21 protein-coding genes are annotated in these 23642 nt (G+C 65.3%); 11 read left to right on the forward strand and 10 right to left on the reverse strand.

Features of this window, described 5'->3' with window-relative positions:
• Positions 1-3: 3 nt before the first annotated feature.
• Genes WM2015_RS08035 through WM2015_RS08050 form a run of 5 tightly spaced genes read right to left on the reverse strand, consistent with a single transcriptional unit; the run spans position 4 to position 4030 of the window.
• The gene (locus WM2015_RS08035; RefSeq protein ID WP_211260916.1) at positions 4-546 is read right to left on the reverse strand and encodes a cytochrome c oxidase assembly protein; all 543 of its coding nucleotides are present in this window, start codon (positions 544-546) and stop codon (positions 4-6) included.
• 8 nt (positions 547-554) lie between these two features.
• A complete protein-coding gene (locus WM2015_RS15855; protein WP_156200999.1) occupies positions 555-698 on the reverse strand; it encodes a hypothetical protein in 144 nt (47 codons plus the stop codon).
• Positions 699-716: 18 nt separating this feature from the next.
• Positions 717-2330, reverse strand: a complete 1614-nt coding sequence (gene ctaD / locus WM2015_RS08040; protein ID WP_049725559.1) for a cytochrome c oxidase subunit I — start codon at positions 2328-2330, stop codon at positions 717-719.
• 42 nt (positions 2331-2372) lie between these two features.
• On the reverse strand, positions 2373-3515 hold the full coding sequence (gene coxB / locus WM2015_RS08045) for a cytochrome c oxidase subunit II (RefSeq protein WP_049725560.1): 1143 nt from the start codon (positions 3513-3515) through the stop codon (positions 2373-2375).
• On the reverse strand, positions 3512-4030 hold the full coding sequence (locus WM2015_RS08050) for a DUF2244 domain-containing protein (protein ID WP_049725561.1): 519 nt from the start codon (positions 4028-4030) through the stop codon (positions 3512-3514). Before WM2015_RS08050 ends, coxB begins: the two co-directional genes overlap by 4 nt.
• 191 nt (positions 4031-4221) lie before the next feature.
• On the opposite strand from WM2015_RS08050, the gene putA reads away from it, so the two are divergent.
• The 6 genes from putA (at position 4222) to WM2015_RS08080 (ending at position 12788) form a co-directional block, all read left to right on the forward strand.
• Complete coding sequence (putA, locus tag WM2015_RS08055) at positions 4222-7383, forward strand: bifunctional proline dehydrogenase/L-glutamate gamma-semialdehyde dehydrogenase PutA (protein ID WP_082169880.1); 3162 nt, start codon at positions 4222-4224, stop codon at positions 7381-7383.
• 31 nt (positions 7384-7414) lie between these two features.
• Positions 7415-8956: an ExeA family protein gene (locus tag WM2015_RS08060; RefSeq protein WP_049725562.1), complete on the forward strand. Its 1542-nt coding sequence runs from the start codon at positions 7415-7417 to the stop codon at positions 8954-8956.
• Between the two features lie 54 nt (positions 8957-9010).
• Positions 9011-10063, forward strand: coding sequence for a general secretion pathway protein GspB (locus WM2015_RS08065; protein ID WP_049725563.1), 1053 nt, complete (start codon positions 9011-9013; stop codon positions 10061-10063).
• 50 nt (positions 10064-10113) lie between these two features.
• Positions 10114-10761 (forward strand): rhomboid family intramembrane serine protease, encoded by a 648-nt coding sequence (locus tag WM2015_RS08070; RefSeq protein WP_156201001.1) that lies wholly within the window; start codon positions 10114-10116, stop codon positions 10759-10761.
• Entirely contained in the window at positions 10754-11092 is a 339-nt protein-coding gene (locus WM2015_RS08075) for a DUF1820 family protein (RefSeq protein WP_049725564.1), read from the forward strand. Before WM2015_RS08070 ends, WM2015_RS08075 begins: the two co-directional genes overlap by 8 nt.
• 94 nt (positions 11093-11186) lie before the next feature.
• Positions 11187-12788: an AbgT family transporter gene (locus tag WM2015_RS08080; RefSeq protein WP_049725565.1), complete on the forward strand. Its 1602-nt coding sequence runs from the start codon at positions 11187-11189 to the stop codon at positions 12786-12788.
• Between the two features lie 73 nt (positions 12789-12861).
• Here the strand turns inward: WM2015_RS08080 and WM2015_RS08085 are convergent, their stop codons facing one another.
• Genes WM2015_RS08085 through gpmI form a run of 4 tightly spaced genes read right to left on the reverse strand, consistent with a single transcriptional unit; the run spans position 12862 to position 17571 of the window.
• A complete protein-coding gene (locus WM2015_RS08085) occupies positions 12862-13656 on the reverse strand; it encodes a divergent polysaccharide deacetylase family protein (RefSeq protein ID WP_169751127.1) in 795 nt (264 codons plus the stop codon).
• Positions 13657-13670: 14 nt separating this feature from the next.
• A complete protein-coding gene (locus WM2015_RS08090) occupies positions 13671-14861 on the reverse strand; it encodes a S41 family peptidase (RefSeq protein WP_049725567.1) in 1191 nt (396 codons plus the stop codon).
• A complete protein-coding gene (locus WM2015_RS08095) occupies positions 14861-16021 on the reverse strand; it encodes a murein hydrolase activator EnvC family protein (protein WP_049725568.1) in 1161 nt (386 codons plus the stop codon). Before WM2015_RS08095 ends, WM2015_RS08090 begins: the two co-directional genes overlap by 1 nt.
• On the reverse strand, positions 16021-17571 hold the full coding sequence (gene gpmI / locus WM2015_RS08100; protein ID WP_049725569.1) for a 2,3-bisphosphoglycerate-independent phosphoglycerate mutase: 1551 nt from the start codon (positions 17569-17571) through the stop codon (positions 16021-16023). The genes WM2015_RS08095 and gpmI overlap by 1 nt, the downstream gene beginning before the upstream one ends.
• Positions 17572-17706: 135 nt before the next feature.
• Here gpmI and WM2015_RS08105 point away from each other — a divergent pair, with 135 nt between their 5' ends.
• The 3 genes from WM2015_RS08105 to WM2015_RS08115 all read left to right on the forward strand — a co-directional run bounded on the left by WM2015_RS08105 (position 17707) and on the right by WM2015_RS08115 (position 19781).
• Entirely contained in the window at positions 17707-18201 is a 495-nt protein-coding gene (locus WM2015_RS08105) for a rhodanese-like domain-containing protein (protein ID WP_049725570.1), read from the forward strand.
• Positions 18202-18285: 84 nt separating this feature from the next.
• Positions 18286-18777, forward strand: a complete 492-nt coding sequence (gene secB / locus WM2015_RS08110) for a protein-export chaperone SecB (protein ID WP_049725571.1) — start codon at positions 18286-18288, stop codon at positions 18775-18777.
• A gap of 2 nt (positions 18778-18779) precedes the next feature.
• Positions 18780-19781 (forward strand): NAD(P)H-dependent glycerol-3-phosphate dehydrogenase, encoded by a 1002-nt coding sequence (locus WM2015_RS08115; protein WP_049725572.1) that lies wholly within the window; start codon positions 18780-18782, stop codon positions 19779-19781.
• Between the two features lie 41 nt (positions 19782-19822).
• Here the strand turns inward: WM2015_RS08115 and WM2015_RS08120 are convergent, their stop codons facing one another.
• Positions 19823-20296, reverse strand: coding sequence for a tRNA (cytidine(34)-2'-O)-methyltransferase (locus WM2015_RS08120; protein ID WP_049727022.1), 474 nt, complete (start codon positions 20294-20296; stop codon positions 19823-19825).
• A gap of 194 nt (positions 20297-20490) precedes the next feature.
• Between WM2015_RS08120 and WM2015_RS08125 the strand changes: the two genes are divergently transcribed.
• A complete protein-coding gene (locus WM2015_RS08125) occupies positions 20491-22635 on the forward strand; it encodes an adenosylcobalamin-dependent ribonucleoside-diphosphate reductase (RefSeq protein ID WP_049725573.1) in 2145 nt (714 codons plus the stop codon).
• A gap of 2 nt (positions 22636-22637) precedes the next feature.
• Positions 22638-23372 carry a TSCPD domain-containing protein gene (locus tag WM2015_RS08130; protein WP_049725574.1) on the forward strand — a complete coding sequence of 245 codons (735 nt, stop codon included), beginning with the start codon at positions 22638-22640 and terminating at the stop codon, positions 23370-23372.
• The last annotated feature ends 270 nt before the right edge of the window (positions 23373-23642 follow it).

The raw sequence follows: 23642 nt of genomic DNA on the forward strand, positions 1-23642 counted from the left end.
TCTCTAGTTCGTAGCGGCCAGCGCGTCGCTGGCGTCGTTATTGGGGTAGATGATGTAGCTCAGGGTGATCAGATCGGTCCGCTCGGGCAGATCCGAACCGACGAAGAAACGCACCGGCATCTCGCGGCTCTCGCCCGGCTCGAGGACCTGCTCGGTAAAGCAGAAGCACTCGGTCTTGTTGAAGTAGAGCGAGGCCAGGCCCGGAGCGACGCTGGGTACGGCCTGCGCCACCAGGGTGCGATCCGAGCGATTGTGCGCGATGTAGACCGTCTCGTACATCTTGCCCGGATGCACCTGCATCATGCGCTCGGTCGGCTCGAAGGCCCAGGGCAGGCCCGAATTGACGTTCGCATCGAAGTGCACCGTCACCAGGCGCGACTCATCGATCTCGGTGCTGAGCGTTTCGGTTACCGCGGTCTCGGCGGTTCGACCGCCGATCCCGGTGATCTCGCAGAACTTGTCGTAGAGCGGCACCAGCAGGTAGCCGAAGCCGAACATGCCGATGGCCACGAGCGTCAGCAGACCCGCCGTACGAGCGGTACCCATGGACTGACTCATGAACCGGTACCCGACACGTTCATGAATGCCCGGCCGATGAAGGCCAGGTAGATGCCGAAGACGACGACGAGGAGCACCAGCACCGTGCGGATCACCCCACGGCGCTGATGCTTCGAGTCCTGTTGCTCGGTGGAACTCACGTCATTCACTCCGACCGATCAGGCCAGGTTGTCCTTGTGGACGGCGACGCTGTCGTCGACGACCGGCGGCGTGTCGAAGGTGTGCAGCGGAGCCGGGGAGGGCACCGTCCACTCCAGACCACGCGCGCCTTCCCACACCTGGGCCGTGGCTTTCTCGCCGCCACGAGCGCACTTCCAGATGATGTAGACGAACAGCAGCTGGCCGATGCCGAACATGAATCCACCGATCGAGGAGATCATGTTGAACTCCGCGAACTGCACGGCGTAGTCGGGGATACGACGCGGCATGCCGGCCAGGCCCAGGTAGTGCTGCGGGAAGAACAGCACATTGATCCAGATCGTGGACCACCAGAAATGGACCTTGCCGAGGGTCTCGTTGTACATGTGCCCCGTCCATTTGGGCAGCCAGTAGTACACCCCGGCCATGATCGCGAAGATCGCACCCGTCACCAGGACGTAGTGGAAGTGGGCCACCACGAAGTAGCTGTCGTGGTACTGGAAGTCCGCCGGCACGATGGCGAGCATCAGGCCGGAGAAGCCACCGATGGTGAACAGCACCACGAAACCCAGTGCGAACAGCATCGGCGTTTCGAAGGTCATCGAGCCGCGCCACATGGTGGAGACCCAGTTGAAGATCTTCACGCCCGTCGGTACGGCGATCACCATCGTGGCGTACATGAAGAACAGCATCGCGCCCAGCGGCATGCCCACGGTGAACATGTGGTGAGCCCAGACGATGAAGCTCAGGAAGGCGATCGATGCGGTGGCGTAGACCATCGAGGTGTAGCCGAACAGGCGCTTGCGCGAGAAGGTCGGGATGATCTCGGACACGATCCCGAAGGCCGGCAGGATCATGATGTAGACCTCCGGATGCCCGAAGAACCAGAAGATGTGCTGGTACAGGACCGGGTCACCACCACCGGCGGCGCTGAAGAAGCTGGTGCCGAAGAAACGGTCGGTCAGCAGCATGGTCACGGCACCGGCCAGAACCGGCATCACCGCGATCAGCAGGAAGGCCGTGATCAGCCAGGTCCAGACGAACAGCGGCATGCGCAGCAGGGTCATGCCAGGGGCACGCATGTTCAGGATCGTGGCGATGATGTTGATCGCGCCCATGATCGACGAGATGCCCATCAGGTGGATGGCGAAGATCACGAAGGCCAGGCTGTTGCCGCCCTGCAGGGACAGAGGCGGATACAGGGTCCAGCCGGAAGCCGGCGCGCCGGTCGGCATGAACAGGGTCGCCAGCAGCAGGGTGAAGGCGAAGGGCATGATCCAGAAGGACCAGTTGTTCATGCGCGGCAGGGCCATGTCGGGGGCGCCGATCATCAGCGGCACCATCCAGTTGGCCAGGCCCACGAAGGCCGGCATGACCGCCCCGAAGATCATCACCAGGGCGTGCATGGTGGTCATCTGGTTGAAGAATTCGGGGTTGACCAGCTGCAGGCCGGGCGCGAACAGCTCGGCTCGGATCACCAGGGCCATGGCGCCGCCGATCAGGAACATGATCAGCGAGAAGACCAGGTACAGGGTCCCGATCTCCTTGTGGTTGGTCGAGAACACCCAGCGGGCCAGACCGGTGTGGTGAGGGCCGTGGTGCTCGTCGTGTTCGGCAGTGATGTCGTGACTCATAATCTATTCAATCCTCGATTGATTTAGCCAGTGGCCCCCGGATCAACCCTGATCCAGTTCAGCGACCATGGAGGGCTGGATGATTTCGCCTTCCTCGTCGCTCCACGCATTGCGCGCGTAGGTCAGCGCGGCGGCAATGTCCTGCGGCTCCAGACGTCCACGGAAACCGGTCATGGCCGTTCCCTCCCGGCCGTCCAGCACCACCCGCAGATGGTCTTCCAGCTGACCCGTCGGCTCACCGTTCATGGCCAGCGCCGGGAAGGCCGGCTGCAGGCCGGAGCCATCGGCCTGATGGCAGGCCGCACACTGTGCTTCATACACACCGGCGCCGTGATCCATCAACTCGGCGCGCGTCCACAGGCGGCTGGACTCCTGCGCGGTGGCGGCGATCGCCTGCCGCTGCTCGGCCACCCAGGCGTCGTAGGCCTCGCGGGAGACCGCCTCGACCACGATCGGCATGAAGCCGTGGTCCTTGCCGCACAATTCGGCGCACTGACCACGGTAGGTGCCTTCCTCCTCGATCAGGGTCCAGGCCTCGTTGATCATTCCCGGAATCGCGTCGCGCTTCCAGCCCAGGGCAGGGACCCACCAGCTGTGGATCACGTCATCCGAGGTCAGCAGGAAGCGAATCTTGGTGTTGACCGGCACCACGAGACGGTTGTCGACGTTGAGCAGGTAGTTGTCCACCGACTCGGGCGCCTCGCCGGAGCCGATCTGGCGAACCCGGTTGCTGTCCCGATCCAGTGCGGAATAGAAGCTGACGCCATCTTCGATGTAGTCGTACTTCCACAGCCACTGATAGCCGGTGATCTTGATGTTCATCTCGGCACCGCCCGTCGACTCCATGTCGATCAGGACCCGCGTCGAGGGGATCGCCATGACCACCAGGATCAGCACCGGGATGGCCGTCCACAGGATTTCGGCCTTCGTCGAATGGGAGAACTTGGCCGGCTCGTGGCCACGCGATTTCCGATGCACGATGATCGAGGTGAACATCGCGGTGAACACCAGCACACCGATGATCGTCACGATTCCCAGAATCTGGTTGTGCAGCTGATAGACGTCCTTGCTGAACGGGGTGACGCCCTCGGACATGTTGTCCCCGACGGCGAACAGGCCCCAGGTCACGACCACGATCACGGCCATGACCGCCAGCGCGACGATCAGTTCGTTGGTTCTCTTCATCCCAAACTCACCTGTGGTTGATTGTCATGCGTCCAGGCCGACATTGGCCCGATGCGTTTCTTGATCTCCTGCGCGGCTTCGAGCCGCTCGTCGACGGATAGAAATCCGCCGACTTCCTGACGCTTCCCCTGGCAGCTGAGGAACACCCGGGCATCCCCCAGTCGACCTCGCTCCACGACCACCTTGACCCAGGCCAGCGGCCACTCGCTGCTCTGACGGCCGGCCTGCGTGTCGTGATCGACCCGGAGCACTCCGGGGCCGATCTGCAATCGCTGGCGAGCCCAGTGTCCCCGCCAGGCCAGCCGAAGGCAGAGTCCCACGGCCAGCAGATGGAGTACCGCGATGACCATTACCGGCCAGAGCCCGAGGATCATCGGTCCGACAGCGACCAGCAGCGTGACCGCGCTCAGGCCCAGAAAGATCGCGGCCAGCCTGTCCAGCGAAATCGAAAGATTCGATTTCAACTCGACGATGTCGAAACCGGAATGTTCCGGGTTGCGAACGACTTCGATCATGGCAGGGCGAGATGGAGGTCGAGGTAGTGCATCAGAAACGCACGATATTGTAGCCGAAGCACGGCAGGAGCGGCAAAGCAAATTCTTCACTTGCGTCAATGTACTGCCGCTCGCCGGGCGCCGGCCCGGCCCCCGCACCGGCCTGGCTGCGGTACACTCGCGGACTTTATCAGCAATCGTTCGAGATGAGCATGTTGAAGCCCGATTCCGCCTTCGTTCTGGACCGTATCGAAGCGACCGATGAACGGACCCGCCGGCTCGATGAAGCCTGGTATGTCGACGAAACGGAGCAGGTCAGGGCCCTCGCCGAGCGCCTCGATCTGTCCGATGAGCGTCGACGTCATATCCGAGCGCGCGCAACCGATCTCGTTCGCCAGGTGCGCAGGCGCAGCAAGGATGCCGGCGCCATGGAGGCTTTCATGCGCGAGTACGACCTGAGCTCGAAGGAGGGCGTGGTTCTGATGTGCCTGGCCGAGGCCCTGCTCAGGATTCCCGACAGCGACACGGCGGAGAAGCTGATTTCCGACAAGCTCGCCGACGCCGACTGGGAAGCCCATCTCGGCAAGAGTGATTCCTTGTTCGTCAACGCCTCGACCTGGGGCCTGATGCTGACCGGCAAGCTCGTCAAGGTCGGCGAGAGCCGAAGCCGCGCCATCGGCACCACGCTGGCCAAGATCGCCAACAAATCGGGCGAACCCGTGGTCCGACAGGCCATTCGTCAGGCCATGCGCATCATGGGCCACCAGTACGTGATGGGCCGCACCATCAAGCACGCGCTGGACCGCGCGGCCAAGAAGGCCAACCGACGCTTTCGTTATTCCTTCGACATGCTGGGTGAAGCCGCGCTGACCGCGGAAGATGCGGAACGCTACCGGCAGGCCTACGAGGACGCGATTCGGGCCATCGGCGCGCAGGCTGGCGGGGATTCGATCTACGCCGCCCCCAGTATTTCGGTGAAACTGTCGGCCCTGCATCCCCGCTACGAACAGGCGAAACGGGATCGCGTACTCGCCGAAATGACGCCGGTGCTGCGTGATCTGGCGCGCCTGGCCCGCGAGCAGGGCATCGCTCTGACCGTGGATGCCGAAGAAGCCGACCGCCTCATGCTTTCGCTCGAGGTCTTCGAGCGCGTCCTGGCCGACCCGGAACTGAACGGCTGGAACGGCCTCGGCCTGGCCCTCCAGGCCTACCAGCGCCGTGCCTGGGCGGCGATCGACTGGCTGGCCGATCGCGCTCGCTCGACCGGCCACCGCATTCCGATCCGCCTGGTCAAGGGGGCCTACTGGGACACGGAAATCAAGCTTGCCCAGGTCGAGGGCCTGCCGGGTTATCCGGTCTTCACGCGCAAGTCGAACACCGACCTGAGCTATCTGGCCTGTGCCCGACACCTGCTGGAACAGCCGGATGCCTTCTACCCGCAGTTCGCCACCCACAACGCACACACCATCGCGGCCATTGCCGAGCTGGCCGGCGATTCGCGCGATTACGAATACCAGCGGCTGCACGGCATGGGCAAGGAGCTCTACGAAGAAGTCCTCGACGACGAGACCTACAATGCAGCCTGTCGAGTCTACGCTCCGGTCGGCAATCACAAGGACCTGCTGCCGTATCTCGTGCGACGCCTGCTCGAGAACGGGGCCAACACCTCCTTCGTCAACCGGATCGTCGACGAGAAGCTGCCGCCCGAGGAGGTCGTGACCGATCCGGTTCAGCAGCTGCTCGCCCTGGAGCAGATTCCGCACCCGAAGATTCCCGCGCCGCGCGCCATCTACGGCGAGCACCGCAGTAATTCCTCGGGCATCAACTTCGCGCAACGACCCGCTCTGGATGCCTTGAAGACGGCGATGGACGCCTTCGCCCAACGGCAGTGGCAGGCCCATCCACTGGGTCAGGGCGCCATCGCCGAGCAGGACGCGGAGCGGGTGCTCAGCCCGAGCGATCGGCGGCGCGAAGTCGGCCAGGTACGCTGGACCTCGACCGACTGCATCGAAGCGGTGATCGGCACGGCCATGCGCGCCCAGCTGACCTGGGATGAGCAGGGTGTCGAGGCGCGAGCGGCCATCGTCGAACGACTGGCCGATCTTCTCGAGGAACATCGCGCCGAACTGATGGCCCTGTGCGTTCGCGAAGCCGGCAAGACCCTTCGCGACGGCATCGCGGAGGTCAGGGAGGCCGCGGACTTCTGTCGCTACTATGCCGCTGAAGCCCGCCGCCAGATGGCCGAGCCCGAGGTGCTGACGGGCCCCACGGGCGAGCGCAACGAGCTGCATCTGCATGGCCGCGGCGTCATGCTCTGCGTCAGCCCCTGGAACTTTCCCCTGGCGATCTTTACCGGCCAGATCGTCGCCGCCCTGGTCACCGGCAACAGCGTCATCGCGAAACCGGCCGAGCAGACACCGCTCATCGCCCATCGCGCGGTCGAACTGATGCACCAGGCCGGGGTGCCGGACGATGTCCTGTACTGTCTTCCCGGCGGACGCGAACTGGGGGCCCGATTGACCCGGGACGTCCGCCTGTCGGGCGTGGCCTTCACCGGCTCCACGGACACGGCGCGCAAGATCAACCAGTCGCTTGCCGAGCGGACCGGGCCACTGGCCATGCTGATCGCCGAGACCGGTGGCCAGAACGCCATGATCGTGGACTCCTCGGCCCTGCCCGAGCAGGTGGTGCGCGACGTCATCAGTTCGGCCTTCCTGTCCGCCGGCCAGCGCTGTTCGGCGTTGCGCATCCTCTGCGTTCAGGACGTGATCGCGGATCGCTTGCTGACCATGCTCGCCGGTGCCATGCGCGAGCTCACGATCGGCGAGCCCGGCCTGCTGGCCAGTGACGTGGGTCCGGTCATCGACGGCAAGCAGAAGCGCATGCTCGAGCAGCACGCCGAACGCATGGAGCGGGAAGCGCGCCTGATCGCCCGAGCCCGGCTTCCTCAGGATCTTCCGGAAGGGCACTGGTTCGCTCCGGTCGCCTTCGAGATCGATCGCATCGATCAGCTCGACGGCGAAGTGTTCGGGCCGATCCTGCACGTGGTTCGGTTCAGGGGACGCGACCTCGATCGCCTGATCGACGACATCAATGCCACCGGCTTCGGCCTGACGCTCGGCATCCACAGCCGCATCGACCGGGTCCAGGACTACATCATGCAGCGCGTGCGAGTGGGCAACGCCTACGTCAACCGCAACATGACCGGCGCCGTCGTCGGTGTGCAGCCCTTCGGCGGCGAGGCGATGTCCGGCACCGGCCCGAAGGCCGGCGGCCCGCACTACCTGGCCCGCATGTGCGTGGAGCGGACCCGGACCATCAACACGGCGGCCGTCGGAGGCAACGCTTCGCTGCTGGCGTTGTCCGACGACTAGACGCTCAAGCCTCCGGACCCCGACAGCTGCCATGTACGAACAGTTCTACGGACTCGACGAGCGACCGTTCTCGATCACGCCGAATCCGCGTTTCGTCTATCTGAGCCAGCGCCATCAGGACGCCCTGGCGCATCTGCTCTACGGCGTCGGGCAGGGCGGCAGCGGCGGCTTCGTACAGCTGACCGGCGAAGTCGGGACGGGCAAGACCACGCTCTGTCGCCTGTTGCTCGAGCAGGTGCCGGAGCATACGCGCATCGCCCTGATTCTCAATCCGATGCTCGACCCGCCGGAGTTGCTGCGGGCGATCTGCGCCGAACTCGAGATCGACCTCGAAGGGGTCGGAGGCCTGCAGGACCTGCAGAGCCGGCTCAATCATTACCTGCTCGATTGCCATGCCCGCGGCGAGCGCGTCGTGCTGATCATCGACGAAGCGCAGAACATGAGCCGTGAGGGTCTCGAGCAGATTCGCCTGCTGACCAACCTCGAGACGAACACCGACAAGCTGCTGCAGATCATCCTGCTCGGCCAGCCGGAGCTGCGCCTGCTGCTGGCCCGCCCCGAGCTACGCCAGCTGGCGCAGCGGATCACGGCTCGCTATCACCTCGATCCACTTAATCAGAACGAATGCGAGCACTACATTCGCCATCGCCTGGCCGTGGCCGGTGCCGAGCGCTGTCCCTTCAGCCGAGACGCGATGAAGGCGCTGTTCCATGCCTCCGGCGGTGTCCCTCGTCTGATCAACATCATCGCCGATCGAGCCCTGATGGCCGGCTACGCCCATGAACTGGAGCGGATCGACGCGCACACGGTGCACGAAGCGGCCCGCGAAGTTGCCGGCGATGCCTGGGACGAAGGAAGCGGCTGGCTGCGAGGCGTGCTGGCCACGATCGTCGTGCTCCTGATCCTGGCCGGGGGCGGCGCCCTGAGCTGGACCATGCTCAAGACCAGCGAACGGGAAGCCCCCGGCACCCGGCCTGCCTGGATGACGATTCTGGACGAGGCCGACATGAGCCTCGCCGCGTCGGAACTGGCCAGTCAGTGGCCGGAACTCGACGCCGAATCGATCCTCCGGGCTTGCGCCGGGGAGGTCGACGAACAGGCCGCCTGTCGCCTCGAACGGGGGAGCTGGCGGTTCATCCAGCGCCTGGGACTCCCGGTGATCCTTCGCCTGGGCGCCGATGAACCCGCGCTGCTGGTGCTGGTCGGACTGAACGAGCATCAGGCCCTGCTGAGTCATCGGGGGCAGGAGTACCGGGTTCCCATCGGCCAGCTGGATCGGCGCTGGCTTGGCGAGTTCTACGTGGTCTGGCCCGATCGGGGCGAGATCCTGCGAGTCGGTGACGAATCGCCTCGTGTCGCGCAGATGAAACAACTGGCCAGCCGCGTGCCCGAACTGGAGTGGACCGGTTCGATCGATGCTCGCTATGATGATGATTTCGCGGCCTGGGTCAGTCGCTTCCAACGCCTGCACGGTCTGACGGTCGACGGCATGATCGGACCGGCGACCCGCCTGCATCTGGGCGTACCGCATGAGAGCGGGCCCAGCCTTGCCACCAGTCTTGACGGAGTGTAAGTCAGCGTGTCCTTCATTCTCGACGCCTTGAAAAAGTCCGATAGTCGGCGGCGCATGAGCCAGAATCCGGATCTGAGCACCGCGTCCACCGCAGCAGAACTTCCCGCGCCGAGGGAGCGTCGCGGTCGCGGCCTTTGGATCGGGCTCATTGCCCTGGCCGTGATCGTTTCGCTGGCCTATTTCCAGCGCGAGCCCCTCGAGCGTCAGTGGCAGGCCTGGACCGGCGCGGAGGGCGATCTTCCCGAGCCGCCCGAGCTTGCACTGCCAGCGGTCGCCGGGGTCCAATCCGACAGTCCCGAAGGGCGCCGGCCGGCCCCAACGGATCCTGCCATTCCCGAACCGGATTCGCAGCGAATGGACGCGGACACCTTGCGAGAACGCGTGGTGACCGATCCGGAAGAAGCACAGGCCAGGCTCGAGCGACTGGCCGCGGCCAGGGAGCGCTCGCGACAGCTCGTTGCCGAACGCGCTGCCCGCAATGCGGCCCTTGCCGAGGCGGAGTCCTCGGGCGAGGTCGACACGCCGGTGGACCCGGCCATCAACGCCGCACGCCGACAGGCCGTTCCCCAGCAAGGCGGTACACGGGTCGTCGCCCAGGCGCCGGAGCGTCCCCAGCTCAGCGCACCGGATCCGGCCGAAGCCGCGCGCATCCAGGAACGCCTGCGCGAAGCCGCTCGACGTCGAGAACTGGCGATGCAGGAACCGGCGACCAGTGAAGAGAAGGCGCGGGCGGACGGTGGTGCATCCGCCGAAGCGGAGAGCATGCCGGCGCCGCGGGATCGGGGCGAAATCCAGCCCATGCCTACCGATCCGAGCCTGGCCTCGGAGGCGGCTCCCGGAGCTGCGGAGAGCACCGCGCCCTGGACGCCCGAAGCGGCCGAGTACGTGCATGCCTGGGAACTGCCCCTGTCCGTGCGGCGCAACATGCCGGCCCTGGCACTGAATATCCATGTCTTCGCCGAGCGCCCCGAAGACCGCTTCGTCCTGATCAACGGAGAGCGATTCGTGGCCGGCGACGAACTGGTCGAGGGTGCGCGACTGGTCGATATCCGCCGCGAAGGTGCCGTCGTCGATTTCCGCGACTACCGCTTCCTGCTCGAACCGTGAGGCAGCGGCGCTGGTCCCGAGGCCGGCCTCGAACGCCGGTCTGGCCCGGCGTGCTGATTCTCATCGGCTCGGTCTGTCTGGTCGTGGCCACGTTGGCCAGCCTGGCCAGGCCCTCGGCCTCCTTCTGGCTCGACGCGCTGGCCTTCGTGCCCGCCGAGATCAGCCAGATCATCGCACAACCCCTGGGACAGTGGCTGCAGCGGCCCATGCTTCATCTGATCTCGGCCCTGTTCGTGCACGTCGACTGGCTACATCTCGTCGGCAATCTGGCCTATCTCTGGGTCTTCGGCCTGACCGTCGAGCGCGCGGTCGGCCATCTTCGTTTCGGACTCCTCTTCGTGCTACTCGGCGCCCTGGCCAACCTGGTCGTGGCCTGGCAGCTCGGAGACAGCACGCGGCCCGTCGTCGGCGCCAGCGGCGGTGTTTCGGCCATCATCGGGGTCTACCTCGGGCTGTTTCCGGATCGTCGAATGGGGCTGTGGCTCCCGCTGGGCCTGTACCTGCAGTTCGCCCGCGTGCCGGCACTGCTGGTCATCGGCTCCTGGTTCGCGCTGCAATTGCTGTTCAGCGTCTTCGGCCCCATGTCGGGTGACGTGGCCTGGTGGTCACACGTGGCCGGCTTTCTGTTCGGACTGATCGCGGCGCTGTTCCTGCGCCTCATCCCGGGCCAGGCCAACCTGCGATTGCGCGATGACTGACACCGGAGTGCGAGCGATGTACAAGATCACCTTCTTCAACCAGGGACAGGTCTACGAGCTGTTCTGCGGCAAGGTCCATGGCAGCGAACTGGCCTACGGTTTCATCGAGATTTCCGAACTGATCTTCGACGATGGGGATTCGGTGGTCATCGACCCCACCGAGGAGCGGATGCGCGAGGAATTCGCCGACGTCGAAGTGATGCATCTGCCGGCCCATGCCGTGGTCCGGATCGAGAAGGTCCGCAAGCGGGGCAATTGCGTCATCCGCGATTCCAAGAGCGGAGAGAAGGTCACGCCACTACCCGTTGGCGCCCCGCGCAAGCGCTCCTGAGGCATTTCCATCCACCGTTCGGCAGACGCTGGTCGGGTGGGGTTGCCTGTGCTAAGGTTCCGGCCTGGTTACGAGGCCCCTTTGGCGACCGACAATGGAAAACAACAACAGCAACGCTTCGACTTCCTCGCAGAATTCCAGCCCCGATAACAAGCAGCGCAGCTTCCTCGAACGCAGCCTGAACGTGATCGAAGTGGTCGGCAACAAGTTGCCCGACCCGGCGGTCCTGTTCTTCCTGCTGATGATCGCCGTCTGGATCGCCTCGGCCTTCCTGGCCCAGTTCACCTTCACGGCCGTGCATCCGAGCACTGGCGAACCGATCAATGTGATCAATCAGCTTTCCGGCGACCAGCTGGCCAATTTCATGGTCAACATGGTCTCGGTCTTCGTCAATTTCGCGCCGCTGGGCATCGTTCTCGTCGCCCTGCTGGGTGTCGGCGTGGCCGAACATACGGGCTTCGTCAACGCCGCCCTTCGCAAGCTGCTGGGCTGGACGTCGGCCAGTCTCCTGACGCCCATGCTGATTCTGGTGGCCATCGTCAGCCACACGGCCGCCGACGCGGGTTACGTCGTCGTCATCCCGCTGGGCGCCGTGATCTTCTACGCGGCCGGTCGCCACCCGCTGGCCGGCATCGCCGCCGCCTTCGCGGGGGTGTCCGGGGGCTTCTCGGCCAATTTCATTCCCTCGGCCATCGACCCGATGCTGGCCGGGATCACGGAAGCGGCAGGGCAGGTGCTCGACCCCGAGCTCTACGTCAACCCCCTGGCCAACTGGTTCTTCATGAGCGCGTCCAGCCTGCTCATCATCGGCATCGGCTGGTGGCTGACGGACAAGGTCATCGAGCCGCGCCTGGTCAAGGACACCCCGATCGACGGCGACATGTCGGACATGCCGACCCTGGAACCCCTGAGCCGGGAAGAGTCCCGCGGTCTGTCCTGGGCCACTTTCAGCATCGTGCTGAGCTTCGCACTGCTGGCCGCCGCCGTCCTCTGGCCGGGTTCGCCCCTGCGCGACCCGAACCCGGATCTGACCCTGTTCGAGAGCATCACCTCCTTCGGGGCTCCGGTGATGCGTTCGATCGTGCCGCTGATCTTCATCCTGTTCCTGATTCCGGGCGTGGTCTACGGCTATGCCGCCCGAACGATCGAGTCGCACAAGGACATCATCACGGGCATGAGCAAGGCGATGGAATCGATGGGCTACTACATCGTCATGGCCTTCTTTGCCGCCCAGTTCATCGCCGCCTTCAACAGCTCCAACATCGGCATCCTGATCGCCGTCAACGGCGCTGGCTGGCTCGGCAGCCTGGGTCTGCCGGCGCAGGTCACGATCGTCGGCATCATCGGCCTGACGATGTTCGTCAACCTGTTCGTCGGATCGGCCTCGGCCAAATGGTTGATCATCGCTCCGATCTTCGTGCCGATGCTGATGCAGCTGGGCATCTCTCCGGAACTGGCTCAGGCCGCGTACCGCGTGGGCGATTCCAGCTCCAACATCATCACGCCGCTGCTGCCGTACTTCCCGCTGATCGTGGTCTTCTGCAAGCGCTACTTCAAGGGCGCCGGGATCGGCACGCTGATCTCGATGATGCTGCCGTACTCGATCATGCTGGCGGTCGGCTGGACGATCTTCCTGCTGATCTACTGGGCCCTGGGGATTCCGCTCGGCCTGCAGGCCGGCTATACCTACGGCTGAACGGATCCTTGAAGGCTCAGCCCGTCTCGTTCATGACCCGGTCGTCGTAGACCGGGCCATGGTCGAGCCGGACTCAGGGCGCGGTCACCGTCCCGGTGGCCCGCTCTGATTCGGCGCCCAGGGAAGCCGCCAGATCGCTGATCGTGACCAGCTCGACGCCTTCGGCCTCGAGCGAGGGCAGGGCGAGCCTGAGGAAGGCCAGGGTATTCGGCCGCGGATGGCCGATGGCGATGGCGCTGCCGTGGTATCGGGCCAGATCGATCAGGTCCTGCCAGGCGCTGGCGATCGCCTCCGGCGCGTTGTCGTGATCCAGGAACACTCGCCGACGCAGTGCAGCCAGACCTTGCGAGCGCGCCACGCTTTCCAGCTTCGTACCCGGCACCGTCCGGCTGTCGAGCACGATCAGTGAGCGCCCCAGCCACTGATCCCCCAACTCGACGATCGCCCCGACCAGGCGTCTGACTGCCTCCTCATTACCGGTGAAATGGCTGCCCTGGTGATTGTTCAGACCGATGGCCCCGGGCACGCGCCGCAGCTGCTCGATCAGATGTTCACGGATTCTGCCTTCGTCCCAGTCCATGCCGATGCAGGTCAGGGCCAGACGGCAATTGTCGTAGCCGAGCCCGCCCAGGGGCAGATGCACCATCACCTCGCGCTGCTGCTCCGAGGCCATGCGCGCCAGGCTCTGCGCATGCGGACCTTCGGGAATGATCGCCAGGGCGACGCGGGGATCCAGTTCCAGCAGCGCACGATCCAGATCCCACTGGTAACCCACGTCGTCGATCACCAGCGCGATACGCGCCGGCGCTTCGGCCTCTGCTCGGGCCAAGCCCGTCACCAGCAAGCTGGCAAGGACGAACAGCAACACGCGCCTGCATCCCATCATGGCGTAGCGTTCGCCTCGAGCTGCATATTCAGCCAGGCGATGGCCCGTTCGAGCTCCCGGTCCAGGGGATCGTCGACGGCCACGGGCACGGGCAGGTCCGGCGCCAGACCGGAACCCTCCAGCACCTGGCCCGACGGCGTTCGGTAGCGCGCCGTGGTCAGACGGATTCCGGAGCCGTTCGGCAGCGGCCAGATCGATTGCACCGAGGCCTTGCCGTAGCTGGTCTGGCCGATCAGGGTCGCACGTCCATGATCCCGAAGCGCGGCCGCCACGATCTCGGCGGCGGAGGCCGTCTCGCCGTCGATCAGGACCGCCATCGGCAGATCGGAGCGGAACTGGCCCGCTTCGGCGACGTACTCCTCCTGATTCTCGGGTCCGCGGCCTTCGGCGCGCACGATCAGCCCCTCGTCGAGAAAACGATCAGCGACCGCGATCGCAGACTGCAGCATGCCGCCCGGATTGCCGCGCAGATCGAGAATCAGGCCACGCAGGGAGGGGTCGCCGTCGAGCCAGGCCAGGGCCCGGTCGAGCTCGGCCGGCGTGCTCTGCTGGAAACTGTCGATCCCGATCAGCATCAGTCCGTCATTCAGATCCACCCGATGCACGCTGTCGCGTCGGATGATCTGGCGGGTGAGCTCCATCGCCAGACGTTCGGCCCGAGGCCCACGCTCGATCTCGAGGCGCACGCGGCTGCCCGGTTCGCCGCGGAGCAGCTGGCTCAAACGGTCCGTATCCAGACCTGCCACCGGCCGGCCGTCGACAGCCACGATGCGATCTCCGGCACGCAGCCCGCCCAGTTCGGCCGCCGAGCCCGGCGTGAGGCTTTCGATGCGCAGATGAGCTTCCTGCGGCGAAACGCGCATCCCCAGGCCCCCGTAGTGACCCGTGGCCTGGGCCTGGACCTCTTCGAAGCGCGCCCTGTCGAGCCAGGCAGAGTGGGGATCGAGCTCGGCCACCATGCCGCGCAGGGCCGCTTCCAGCAGGCGTCGATCGTCGACCGGCTCCACGTATTGCTCCTTGATCCTTGCCCAGGCCTCGGTGAAGGCCTTCAGGTCCGCGAGATCCAGACCACCGCTGCCAGGGACCTCGGGTTCGGCCTCTGCACGAGCCAGACTTGCCATCGAACAGAGCAAGGCCAGCGACAACCCGACACCGAACAGCAGCGAACGAGGCTGAGCCACGCGCATCAGTTGCGCAGCCAGCTGGCTGGATTGATCGGGTCGCCATTACGACGCAGCTCGAAATACAGGCCGGTTTCCGGAACGCCGCCGCTGTTGCCGACGCTGGCGATGACCTCGCCGGGCCCGACCCAGTCACCGACGTCGCGCAACAAGGCTTCGTTGTGAGCGTAGAGACTCATGAAGCCATCGCCATGGTCGACGATCAGGATCAGACCGTAGCCCCGCAGCCAGTCCGCATAGGCGACGCGACCGTAGGCGACGGCCCTGACATCATCGCCGCGCGAGCCGGGAATCAGCCAACCGTTCCAGGTCAGCTCGCCGGCCCGCTGCTGCCCGAAACGGTGCAGGGGACGTCCCTCCAGCGGCCAGGGCAGGGCGCCACGGAGATCGGCCAGGGACGGCACGTCGGCCTCGGGTGGAATATCGGCGAGGCTGGCGGCGAGCTGGTCGAGCAGGCTGGCCAGCTCCTGCTCGTCGCGTTCGAGGGCGGCCAGGCGCTCCTGGTCGGACTGAACCCGCGCCTCGATGACCCGGAGTGCGGCTTCCCGCTCGGTGCGAGCGGACTGCAGACGGGCAAGATTGGCATCCTGCTCTCGTGCCAGTTCCCGGAGGCGCTCACGCTGGATCAACAGCGCTTCCCGCGTTTCCTCCAGTCGCGCCAGGGTCGTCTGCATTTCGGCCATCAGGTTCACCCGCTGGCGCGACAGATACCCTTGATAGGCGAGCTGGCGCGAGACCTGACGAGGGTCGTCCTGGTTGAGCAGCAGCTTGAGGCGTGAATCGCTACCCTGGCGATGGATCCAGCGCAGCTGCCTGGCCAGCCCCTGCGCATGATCGGCCAACTGGCCCTCCAGGACCTCGGCCTGCGAGTCCAGCGCGCCGATGTCGGTCTCGGTCTGCTCGATGCGATCGCCGGTCCGACGGCGGTCACGCTCGGCGCTGGAGACCGCACGGTCGGCTTCGGCCAGGCGATCGAGTTCGGAATCACGCTCGCTCAGCGCTTCGGCCAGGCCGGCCCGGATCGTTTCGATTTCGGCCCGCACCGCCTCCAGACGGGCCGTCAGTTCGGCCTCTTCGGCCTCCGACTGGCCCTGGCTGGCCGACGAGAATGCCAGCAGGCCAAGGCCCAGCAGGACGAACCCCGACAGGAACGGCGCGCGGCGCATCACGTCAGAGCTTCGGCCTCGTCGCAATGCGCCAGGGGGCGGCCGGTCATGCGTTCGGGCCGTTCCAGGCCCAGCAGGGCCAGCATGGTGGGGGCGATGTCGCGCAGGGAACCCTCGGCCTCCATCCGGCAGTCGCGCGGCCCGACATAGACGAAAGGCACGGGATTGAGGGTGTGCGCCGTGTGCGCCTGGCCGGTGTCCGGATCGGTCATCTGCTCGACGTTGCCGTGGTCGGCGGTGATCAGCAGTTCGCCGCCTGCATTCCGGATGGCGTCGAGCACCTGGCCCAGCAGTCGATCGACGGCCTCGACGGCCGCCACGGCCGCCTCGAAGCGCCCCGAATGACCGACCATGTCCGGATTGGCGACGTTCGAGATGATGACATCGTAGTCGCCACCGGCGATCGCAGCGCACAGACGCTCGCTCAGTTCGGGGGCGCTCATCTCCGGCTGAAGATCGTAGGTCGCGACCTTCGGCGAGGGCACCAGCACACGGTCCTCGCCCTCGAACACCGTTTCCTCGCCGCCGTTGAAGAAGTAGGTGACGTGGGCGTACTTCTCGGTTTCAGCGATGCGCAGCTGCTTCAGGCCGGACCGGGCCAGCACCTCCCCGAACAGATCCTTCATGCGTTCCGGTTCGAACAGGGCCGGGCAGGGAAAGTCCGCCTGGTAGCGGGTCATGGTCGCCATCGCCGCCAGCTCGGGGCGACGGCGCTCGAAGCCGGCGAAGTCCGGGTCGATCAGGGCCTGGGTCAGCTGGCGGGCACGATCGGCCCGGAAGTTGATGAACAGCACCACGTCGCCGTCATCGATGGCGTGTCCGCCCGCGATCGTCACGGGCTCGACGAACTCATCGTCCTGTCCTGCTTCATAGGCGCGCCGGAGTGCCTCCGAAGCGCTCGGCAGGTCCTGCGTGCCCCGCGCCTCGACCACGGCATTCCAGGCCCGTTCGACCCGGTCCCAGCGCTGATCCCGGTCCATGGCGTAGTAGCGGCCGGAGACACTGGCGATCGCCGCGCGCGGGTCCCGTTCAACGGCGAGCTCGAGCTGCTCGATCGACGGTTCCGCACTCCGGGGCGGCATGTCACGTCCATCGAGGAACGCATGCACGGCCACGGACCGGATGTCCGGATTGGCCAGAGCGGCGTCCAGCGTGGCCAGCAGATGGCGCTCGTGGCTGTGGACACCTCCGGGGGAGAGCAGGCCCAGGATGTGCACGCAACCACCGGATCGGGCCGCCGCGTCCAGGGTCTCCTGCAGCACCGGGTTGGTTTCGAACTCGCCCGAGTCGATCGCCCGATCGATGCGGGTCAACTCCTGGTAGACGATTCGACCGGCACCGATGTTCATGTGGCCGACCTCGGAGTTGCCCATCTGGCCCTCCGGCAGACCGACCGCCAGGCCGGAGGTCCGGAGCAGGGCGTGGGGCTGGCTGGCCCAGAGCGCGTCCCAGTTGGGCGTATCGGCCGTCGTGATGGCATTGTCCGGCGCGGCTTCGCGATGGCCCCAGCCATCCAGGATGAGAAGGGTGAGCGGGCGATGTTGCGGCATGGGGGGACGGTATCCAGTTCGCAGGTCAGGCTGCGATTATCCCACAGACGATCCGGGACGATCGAGCCCGGATGCTGGCAAGGTGGGCCAAAATGGCGGATAATGGCCGGCTTTGGTCCGAGTCTCTGACAACCCATGCAGCAAGTTCTGGAATTCGCCGGCAACCACCCGATTCTCAGCGCCGCCTTCGTGCTGGTGCTGGTGGCCTGGCTGGCCTACGAGGTCGCTCGGCTCGGGCGCAAATGGCGTGAACTCGACACCCTGGCCGCCGTGCGCCTGATCAATCAGGACGACACGGTGGTCATCGATGTCTCCAACAGCAGCGACTTCTCCAAGGGTCACATCATCGGCGCGTTGAACATGCCGCCGACCCGCATCGAGGCCGGCAACAAGGAGCTGCTCAAGTGGCGCGAGCGACCGGTGCTCCTGTACTGCAAGAACAATCAGGTCGCACCGCAGATGGCCAACCGCCTGGTCAAGCTGGAATTCAGCAACGTGAACGTCCTAGCGGGCGGACTGTCGCAGTGGCTGGCTGACCAGCAGCCGGTGAGCCGCGCCAAGGGCTCGGGCTCGAACAAGCGCAAGGAAAAGACGGGCAAGAAGCGCAAGGCCGAAGCGGCCGAAGGCTGATCCGTCGCCCCGGCCCTTCGCTCCCCGAGTGAGCGAGGGTCGAACACTGACTGATTCAAAACCAATCGAAGGAAAGTACGCATCATGGCAGAAGAAAACCAGGGCGCCGCACAGGGCGAGAACGCACAGAGCCGCGAGGCACAGATGATCGTCCAGCACGTCTTCCTCAAGGACGCCTCCTACGAAGCGAAGTCTCCCCAGGAGCTGGACGGCGCCGAAGGCCAGCCGGACATGAACCTGAGCCTGTCGCAGCGCACCAACCAGCTCGACGACAATCGCTGGGAAGTGATCCTGAGCGTCACCGTGACCGCCAAGCAGGGCGAAAACACCGCCTTCCTGTGCGAGGTCCAGTACGGCGGCATCTTCCAGTTCGCCGGCTTCAGCGAGCAGCAGATGCCCTACGTGATCAACGTGCTGTGCCCGAACGTGCTGTTCCCCTACAACCGCACCCAGATCTCGAACATGGTCGCCGCCGGTGGTTATTTCATGCCGCCGATCCAGCCGGTCAACTTCGAGGCTGTCTTCCGTCAGCGTCTGGCCGAAGGGCAGGCTGGCGAGCAAGCCGGCAACGCCTGAGCATGAGCGCTCGCATCGCCGTCCTCGGTGCCGGCTCCTGGGGCACCGCACTGGCACTTCAGCTCGCCCGTCAGGGCCACGAAGTCCGCCTGTGGGCCCGGGACCCGGCCCAGGCCGAGGCGATGCAGCGTGACCGGGTCAACGAACGCTATCTGCCCGGCTTCGCGCTGCCCGAGAACCTCTCGGTCAGCGCCGATTTCGACGCCTGCCTCGCCGACGTCGACCGGCTGCTGGTGGTCACGCCCAGCCACGCCTTCCCGGAAACCCTGGAACGCCTGGCGCCACACCTGACACCCGAAATGGGCCTGGCCTGGGCGAGCAAGGGCTTCGAGCCCGGCAGCGGTCGTCTGCTGCACGTGGTCGCCGAGGAACGCTTCGGCACGGCGATGCCCCTGGCCCTGATCACCGGGCCGTCCTTTGCCAAGGAAGTCGCCGCCGGGCTGCCGACGGCCGTCACCGTCGCTGCCAGCAGTCCCGAGTTCGGTGAGACCTGGGCCGGGCTGCTGCACGGCTCGGGCTTTCGCGCCTACTACACCTCGGACCTGACCGGTGCCGAACTGGGCGGGGCGGTCAAGAACGTGCTGGCCGTGGCCTGCGGCATGGCCGACGGTCTGGAGCTCGGCGCCAACACCCGCGCCGCGCTCATCACTCGCGGCCTGGCCGAAACCATGCGCCTGGGCAAAGCCATGGACGCCGACCCCCGCACCCTGATGGGTCTGGCCGGCATCGGCGATCTGGTGCTGACCTGCACCGGCGATCTGTCGCGCAACCGCCGCCTGGGGCTGGCCCTGGGCCGCGGCCAGAGCGTCGACGAGGCCGTGGCCGAGATCGGGCAGGTCGTCGAAGGCATCAAGACCTCGCAGGAGACCATGCGCCTGGCCGAGCGCTACGGCGTCGACATGCCGATCACCGAGCAGGTCCATGGCATCCTGTTCAAGGGCTGGAATGCGCGCACCGGCGTCAAGGTGCTGATGGAGCGCGACCTCAAGCGCGAAACGGAATAGGGCGCTTCAGGGCGCACACCCGATTCGGAACGTCACGACTCCTAAAGCACCGCACCCGCGAAATCGAGCTGGCGCCAGGCCTCATAAGCCGCGACCGAGGCCGCATTGGCCAGATTCAGGCTGCGCGCTCCCGGCAGCTGCGGAATCCGCACCCAGCGGTCCTTCGGCACTCGATCCAGTACCGTGTCCGGCAGGCCCCGGGTCTCCGGACCGAACAGCAGGACATCGCCCCACTGAAAGCTGCAATCGCTGTGGCGAACGCTGCCGCGCGTGGTAAAGGCCCACCAGCGCGCCGGCGGATGCAGCTCGATGAAGGCATCCAGATCCGTATGGCGCTGGACGACGGCGCGCTCCCGGTAGTCCAGTCCGGCGCGTCGCAGGCGCCGGTCATCGAGGGCGAAACCCAGCGGTTCGATCAGGTGCAAGCGGGCCGGCAGATTGACGCAAAGACGCATCAGATTGCCCGTGTTCGGGGCGATTTCGGGCTCGAAGAGCGCCAGTTCCAGGCGCTGCATCGGGATCGGAGCATCGTCCGGGCTGTGTTCTGCATCACGTTTCACTTGATTCATGCACCTGAAGATCGTAAGGTATCGGCCGCGGCACAAGATATTGTGTTGCAAACATCGGGCAGGCACAACAGGTTGTGAACAAGCGCGGTAACAACCTGTGCATAACTCCTAACAAGATCGGTCTTTCAAGAGGTTGCGGCATGAGTGTTTCGGCAGAAGCCCTGACGGCGGCGCTCCCTGACATCGCGTTTCAGGAAGCGTCCCTGGATATCTGGGACAAGAAGTATCGACTGAAGTCGAAAACAGGGGAAATCATCGACAAGGAAATGGACGACACCTATCGACGTGTCGCCCGCGCCCTGTCCGCCGTCGAGGCCACCCCGGAGGCCCGTGAACACTGGTTCCGCGAATTCCTCTGGGCGCTGCGCCGCGGTGCCATCCCCGCCGGGCGCATCACCTCCAATGCCGGCGCCCTGGATCACAAGCCCGCCACCTCGACCATCAACTGCACGGTCTCCGGCACGATCGGCGACTCGATGAACGACATCCTCGGCAAGGTGCACGAAGCCGGCCTGACCCTGAAGGCGGGCTGCGGCATCGGCTACGAGTTCTCGACGCTGCGCCCGAAAGGCGCCTACGTGTCGGGTGCCGGCGCCTACACCTCGGGCCCGCTGTCGTTCATGGACATCTACGACAAGATGTGCTTCACCGTGTCCTCGGCCGGCGGCCGGCGCGGTGCGCAGATGGCGACCTTCGACATCTCGCACCCGGACGTGGCCGATTTCATCCGCGCCAAGCGCGCCGACGGCGTGCTGCGGCAATTCAACTGCTCGCTGCTGATCACCGATGACTTCATCCGCGCCGTCAAGAACGAAGAGGACTGGCCGCTGGTCTTCCCGGTCCTCGACAGCGAAGCCGGCGAGATCGACCTGAGCGATCCCGAGCAAGTGGTCTGGCGCGACTGGCCGCAGACCCAGGGTTACGTGGTCAACGAGGAAGGCCTGGTCGCCTGCAGGATCTACAGGACCATCCCGGCCAAGCGCCTGTGGAACATGATCATGACCAGCACCTACGACTATGCCGAGCCGGGCTTCGTGCTGGTCGACCGCATCAATGACCAGAACAACAACTGGTGGTGCGAGAACATCCGCGCCACCAACCCCTGCGGCGAACAGCCCCTGCCGCCCTACGGCGCCTGCCTGCTGGGCTCGGTCAACCTGACCCGCTTCGTCGAGGACCCCTTCACCGAGGACGCGCGCTTCAACTGGGACGAGTACCGTCGCACGGTCAAGATCTTTACCCGCATGCTCGACAACGTGGTCGAGATCAACGGGCTGCCGCTGGAACAGCAGCGCAAGGAGATCGAGTACAAGCGACGCCACGGCATGGGTTTCCTGGGGCTGGGCTCCACGGTCACGATGCTGCGCATGAAGTACGGCCAGGCCGATTCCCTGGAGTTCACCGAAAGGGTCGCCCGGGAAATGGCCGTGGCGGGCTGGGAAGTGGGTCTGGAGCTGGCCGAAGAGAAGGGCCCGGCGCCGATCATGAACGACGAGTTCGAGGTCACGGCCCAGATGCTCCGCCAGCGCCCGGAAATGAAGGCCGATGGCTTTCAGGTCGGCGACAAGGTTCCGGGCCGCGTGCTGCACGCCCGCTACAGCCGCTACATGCGCAAGGTGGCAGAAGTCGCACCCGAGCTGGTCGAGAAGCTCGCCGAGACCGGCGCACGCTTCACCCATCACACCTCGATCGCTCCGACCGGCACCATCTCCCTGTCCCTGGCCAACAACGCCTCGAACGGCATCGAGCCCAGCTTCGCCCATCACTACAACCGCAACGTGATCCGCGAAGGCAAGAAGAGCAAGGAGAAGGTCAGCGTCTACTCCTACGAGCTGCTGGCCTACCGCACCCTGGTCAACCCGCAGGCCATGCCGTACTCGGAGGACCCGGCCGAGCAGCTGCCCGACTACTTCCTGACCGCCGAAACGATCACGCCGAAGGAGCACGTCGGCATCCAGGCCGCGGCGCAGAAGTGGATCGATTCGTCGATCTCCAAGACCGCCAACGTGCCGACGGATTACCCCTACGAAGACTTCAAGGACATCTACCTGTTCGCATGGGAGCAGGGCCTCAAAGGCTGCACCACCTTCCGCTTCAACCCGCAGGCCTTCCAGGGCGTGCTGGTGACCGAGAAGGACCTCGAATCGACCACTTACACCTTCGAGCTGGAAGACGGTTCGACGGTGGAGCTCAAGGGCAACGAGGAAGTCGAATACGATGGCGAAGTGCACACCGCGGCGAACCTGTTCGACGCGTTGAAAGAAGGCTACTACGGGAAGTTCTGATCATGACGGTACGCATCAACAAGAAGATCGTCGGCTACCACGTCGGCGAAAAGAAGGAAGAGAGCAAAGCCGAGACGGACAAGAAGGCCAATCGCAAGGCCGACATCATCCGCATGCACGAAAAGCTCGAGCGTCCGGAAGGGATGGAGTGCCTGGAAGGCGCCACCTACAAGATCCGCACGCCCCTCGATGACCACGCTCTGTACGTGACGATCAACGACATCGTTTTGAACATGGGCACGGAGCACGAGCAGCGCCGACCCTTCGAGATCTTCATCAACTCGAAGAACATGGATCACTTCCAGTGGATCGTGGCCCTGACCCGAGTCATGTCCGCCGTGTTCCGCAAGGGCGGTGACGTCACCTTCATGGCCGAGGAACTGCAGGCCGTGTTCGACCCGAAGGGCGGCTACTTCAAGCCCGGCGGTCGCTTCGTGCCGTCCATCGTCGCCGACATCGGCGCCGTGGTCGAGCACCACTTCAAGCGCATCGGCTTGCTGGAGCCCGACGAACTCAGCGAGCAGCAGCAGCTGATGCTCAAGCAGAAGCGCGCCGAGGTCGAAGCCCGCGAAAAAGCCGAAGGGCAGGGCGCCGACCTCCCGGCCGTCACGCCCGACAGCGACACCGCCGACTACCCGGCCTCCGCCACGCTCTGCCACAAGTGCTCGACCAAGGCGATGGTGCTGCTCGACGGCTGCCAGACCTGCCTGGCCTGCGGCTATTCGAAGTGCGGCTAGTCGGTCGCCGCGGACCCGTGCCGCGTTGATTCCGGCCCTGAAAACGCCCCGATTGTCGGGGCGTTTTTCGTTGGAGCCTTCGGTCCTTAGACGGCAATTCCAAAGCTTGTAGTAGCGTAGAAAGAAAATCGGGGGGCCCATGAGCGCCAGATCGGCCACATCGGTCAAATCGAACGATGGCTCGATTCTCTTGGATCCACTGCCAGACACCGCTAGGCGGCGTGATCGGGGGAGGCCAGCTTCAGCGACACGATCGCCGACGACTCCGTT

The sequence above is a fragment of the Wenzhouxiangella marina genome (assembly GCF_001187785.1).
GTDB classification, from domain to species: Bacteria; Pseudomonadota; Gammaproteobacteria; order Xanthomonadales; family Wenzhouxiangellaceae; genus Wenzhouxiangella; species Wenzhouxiangella marina.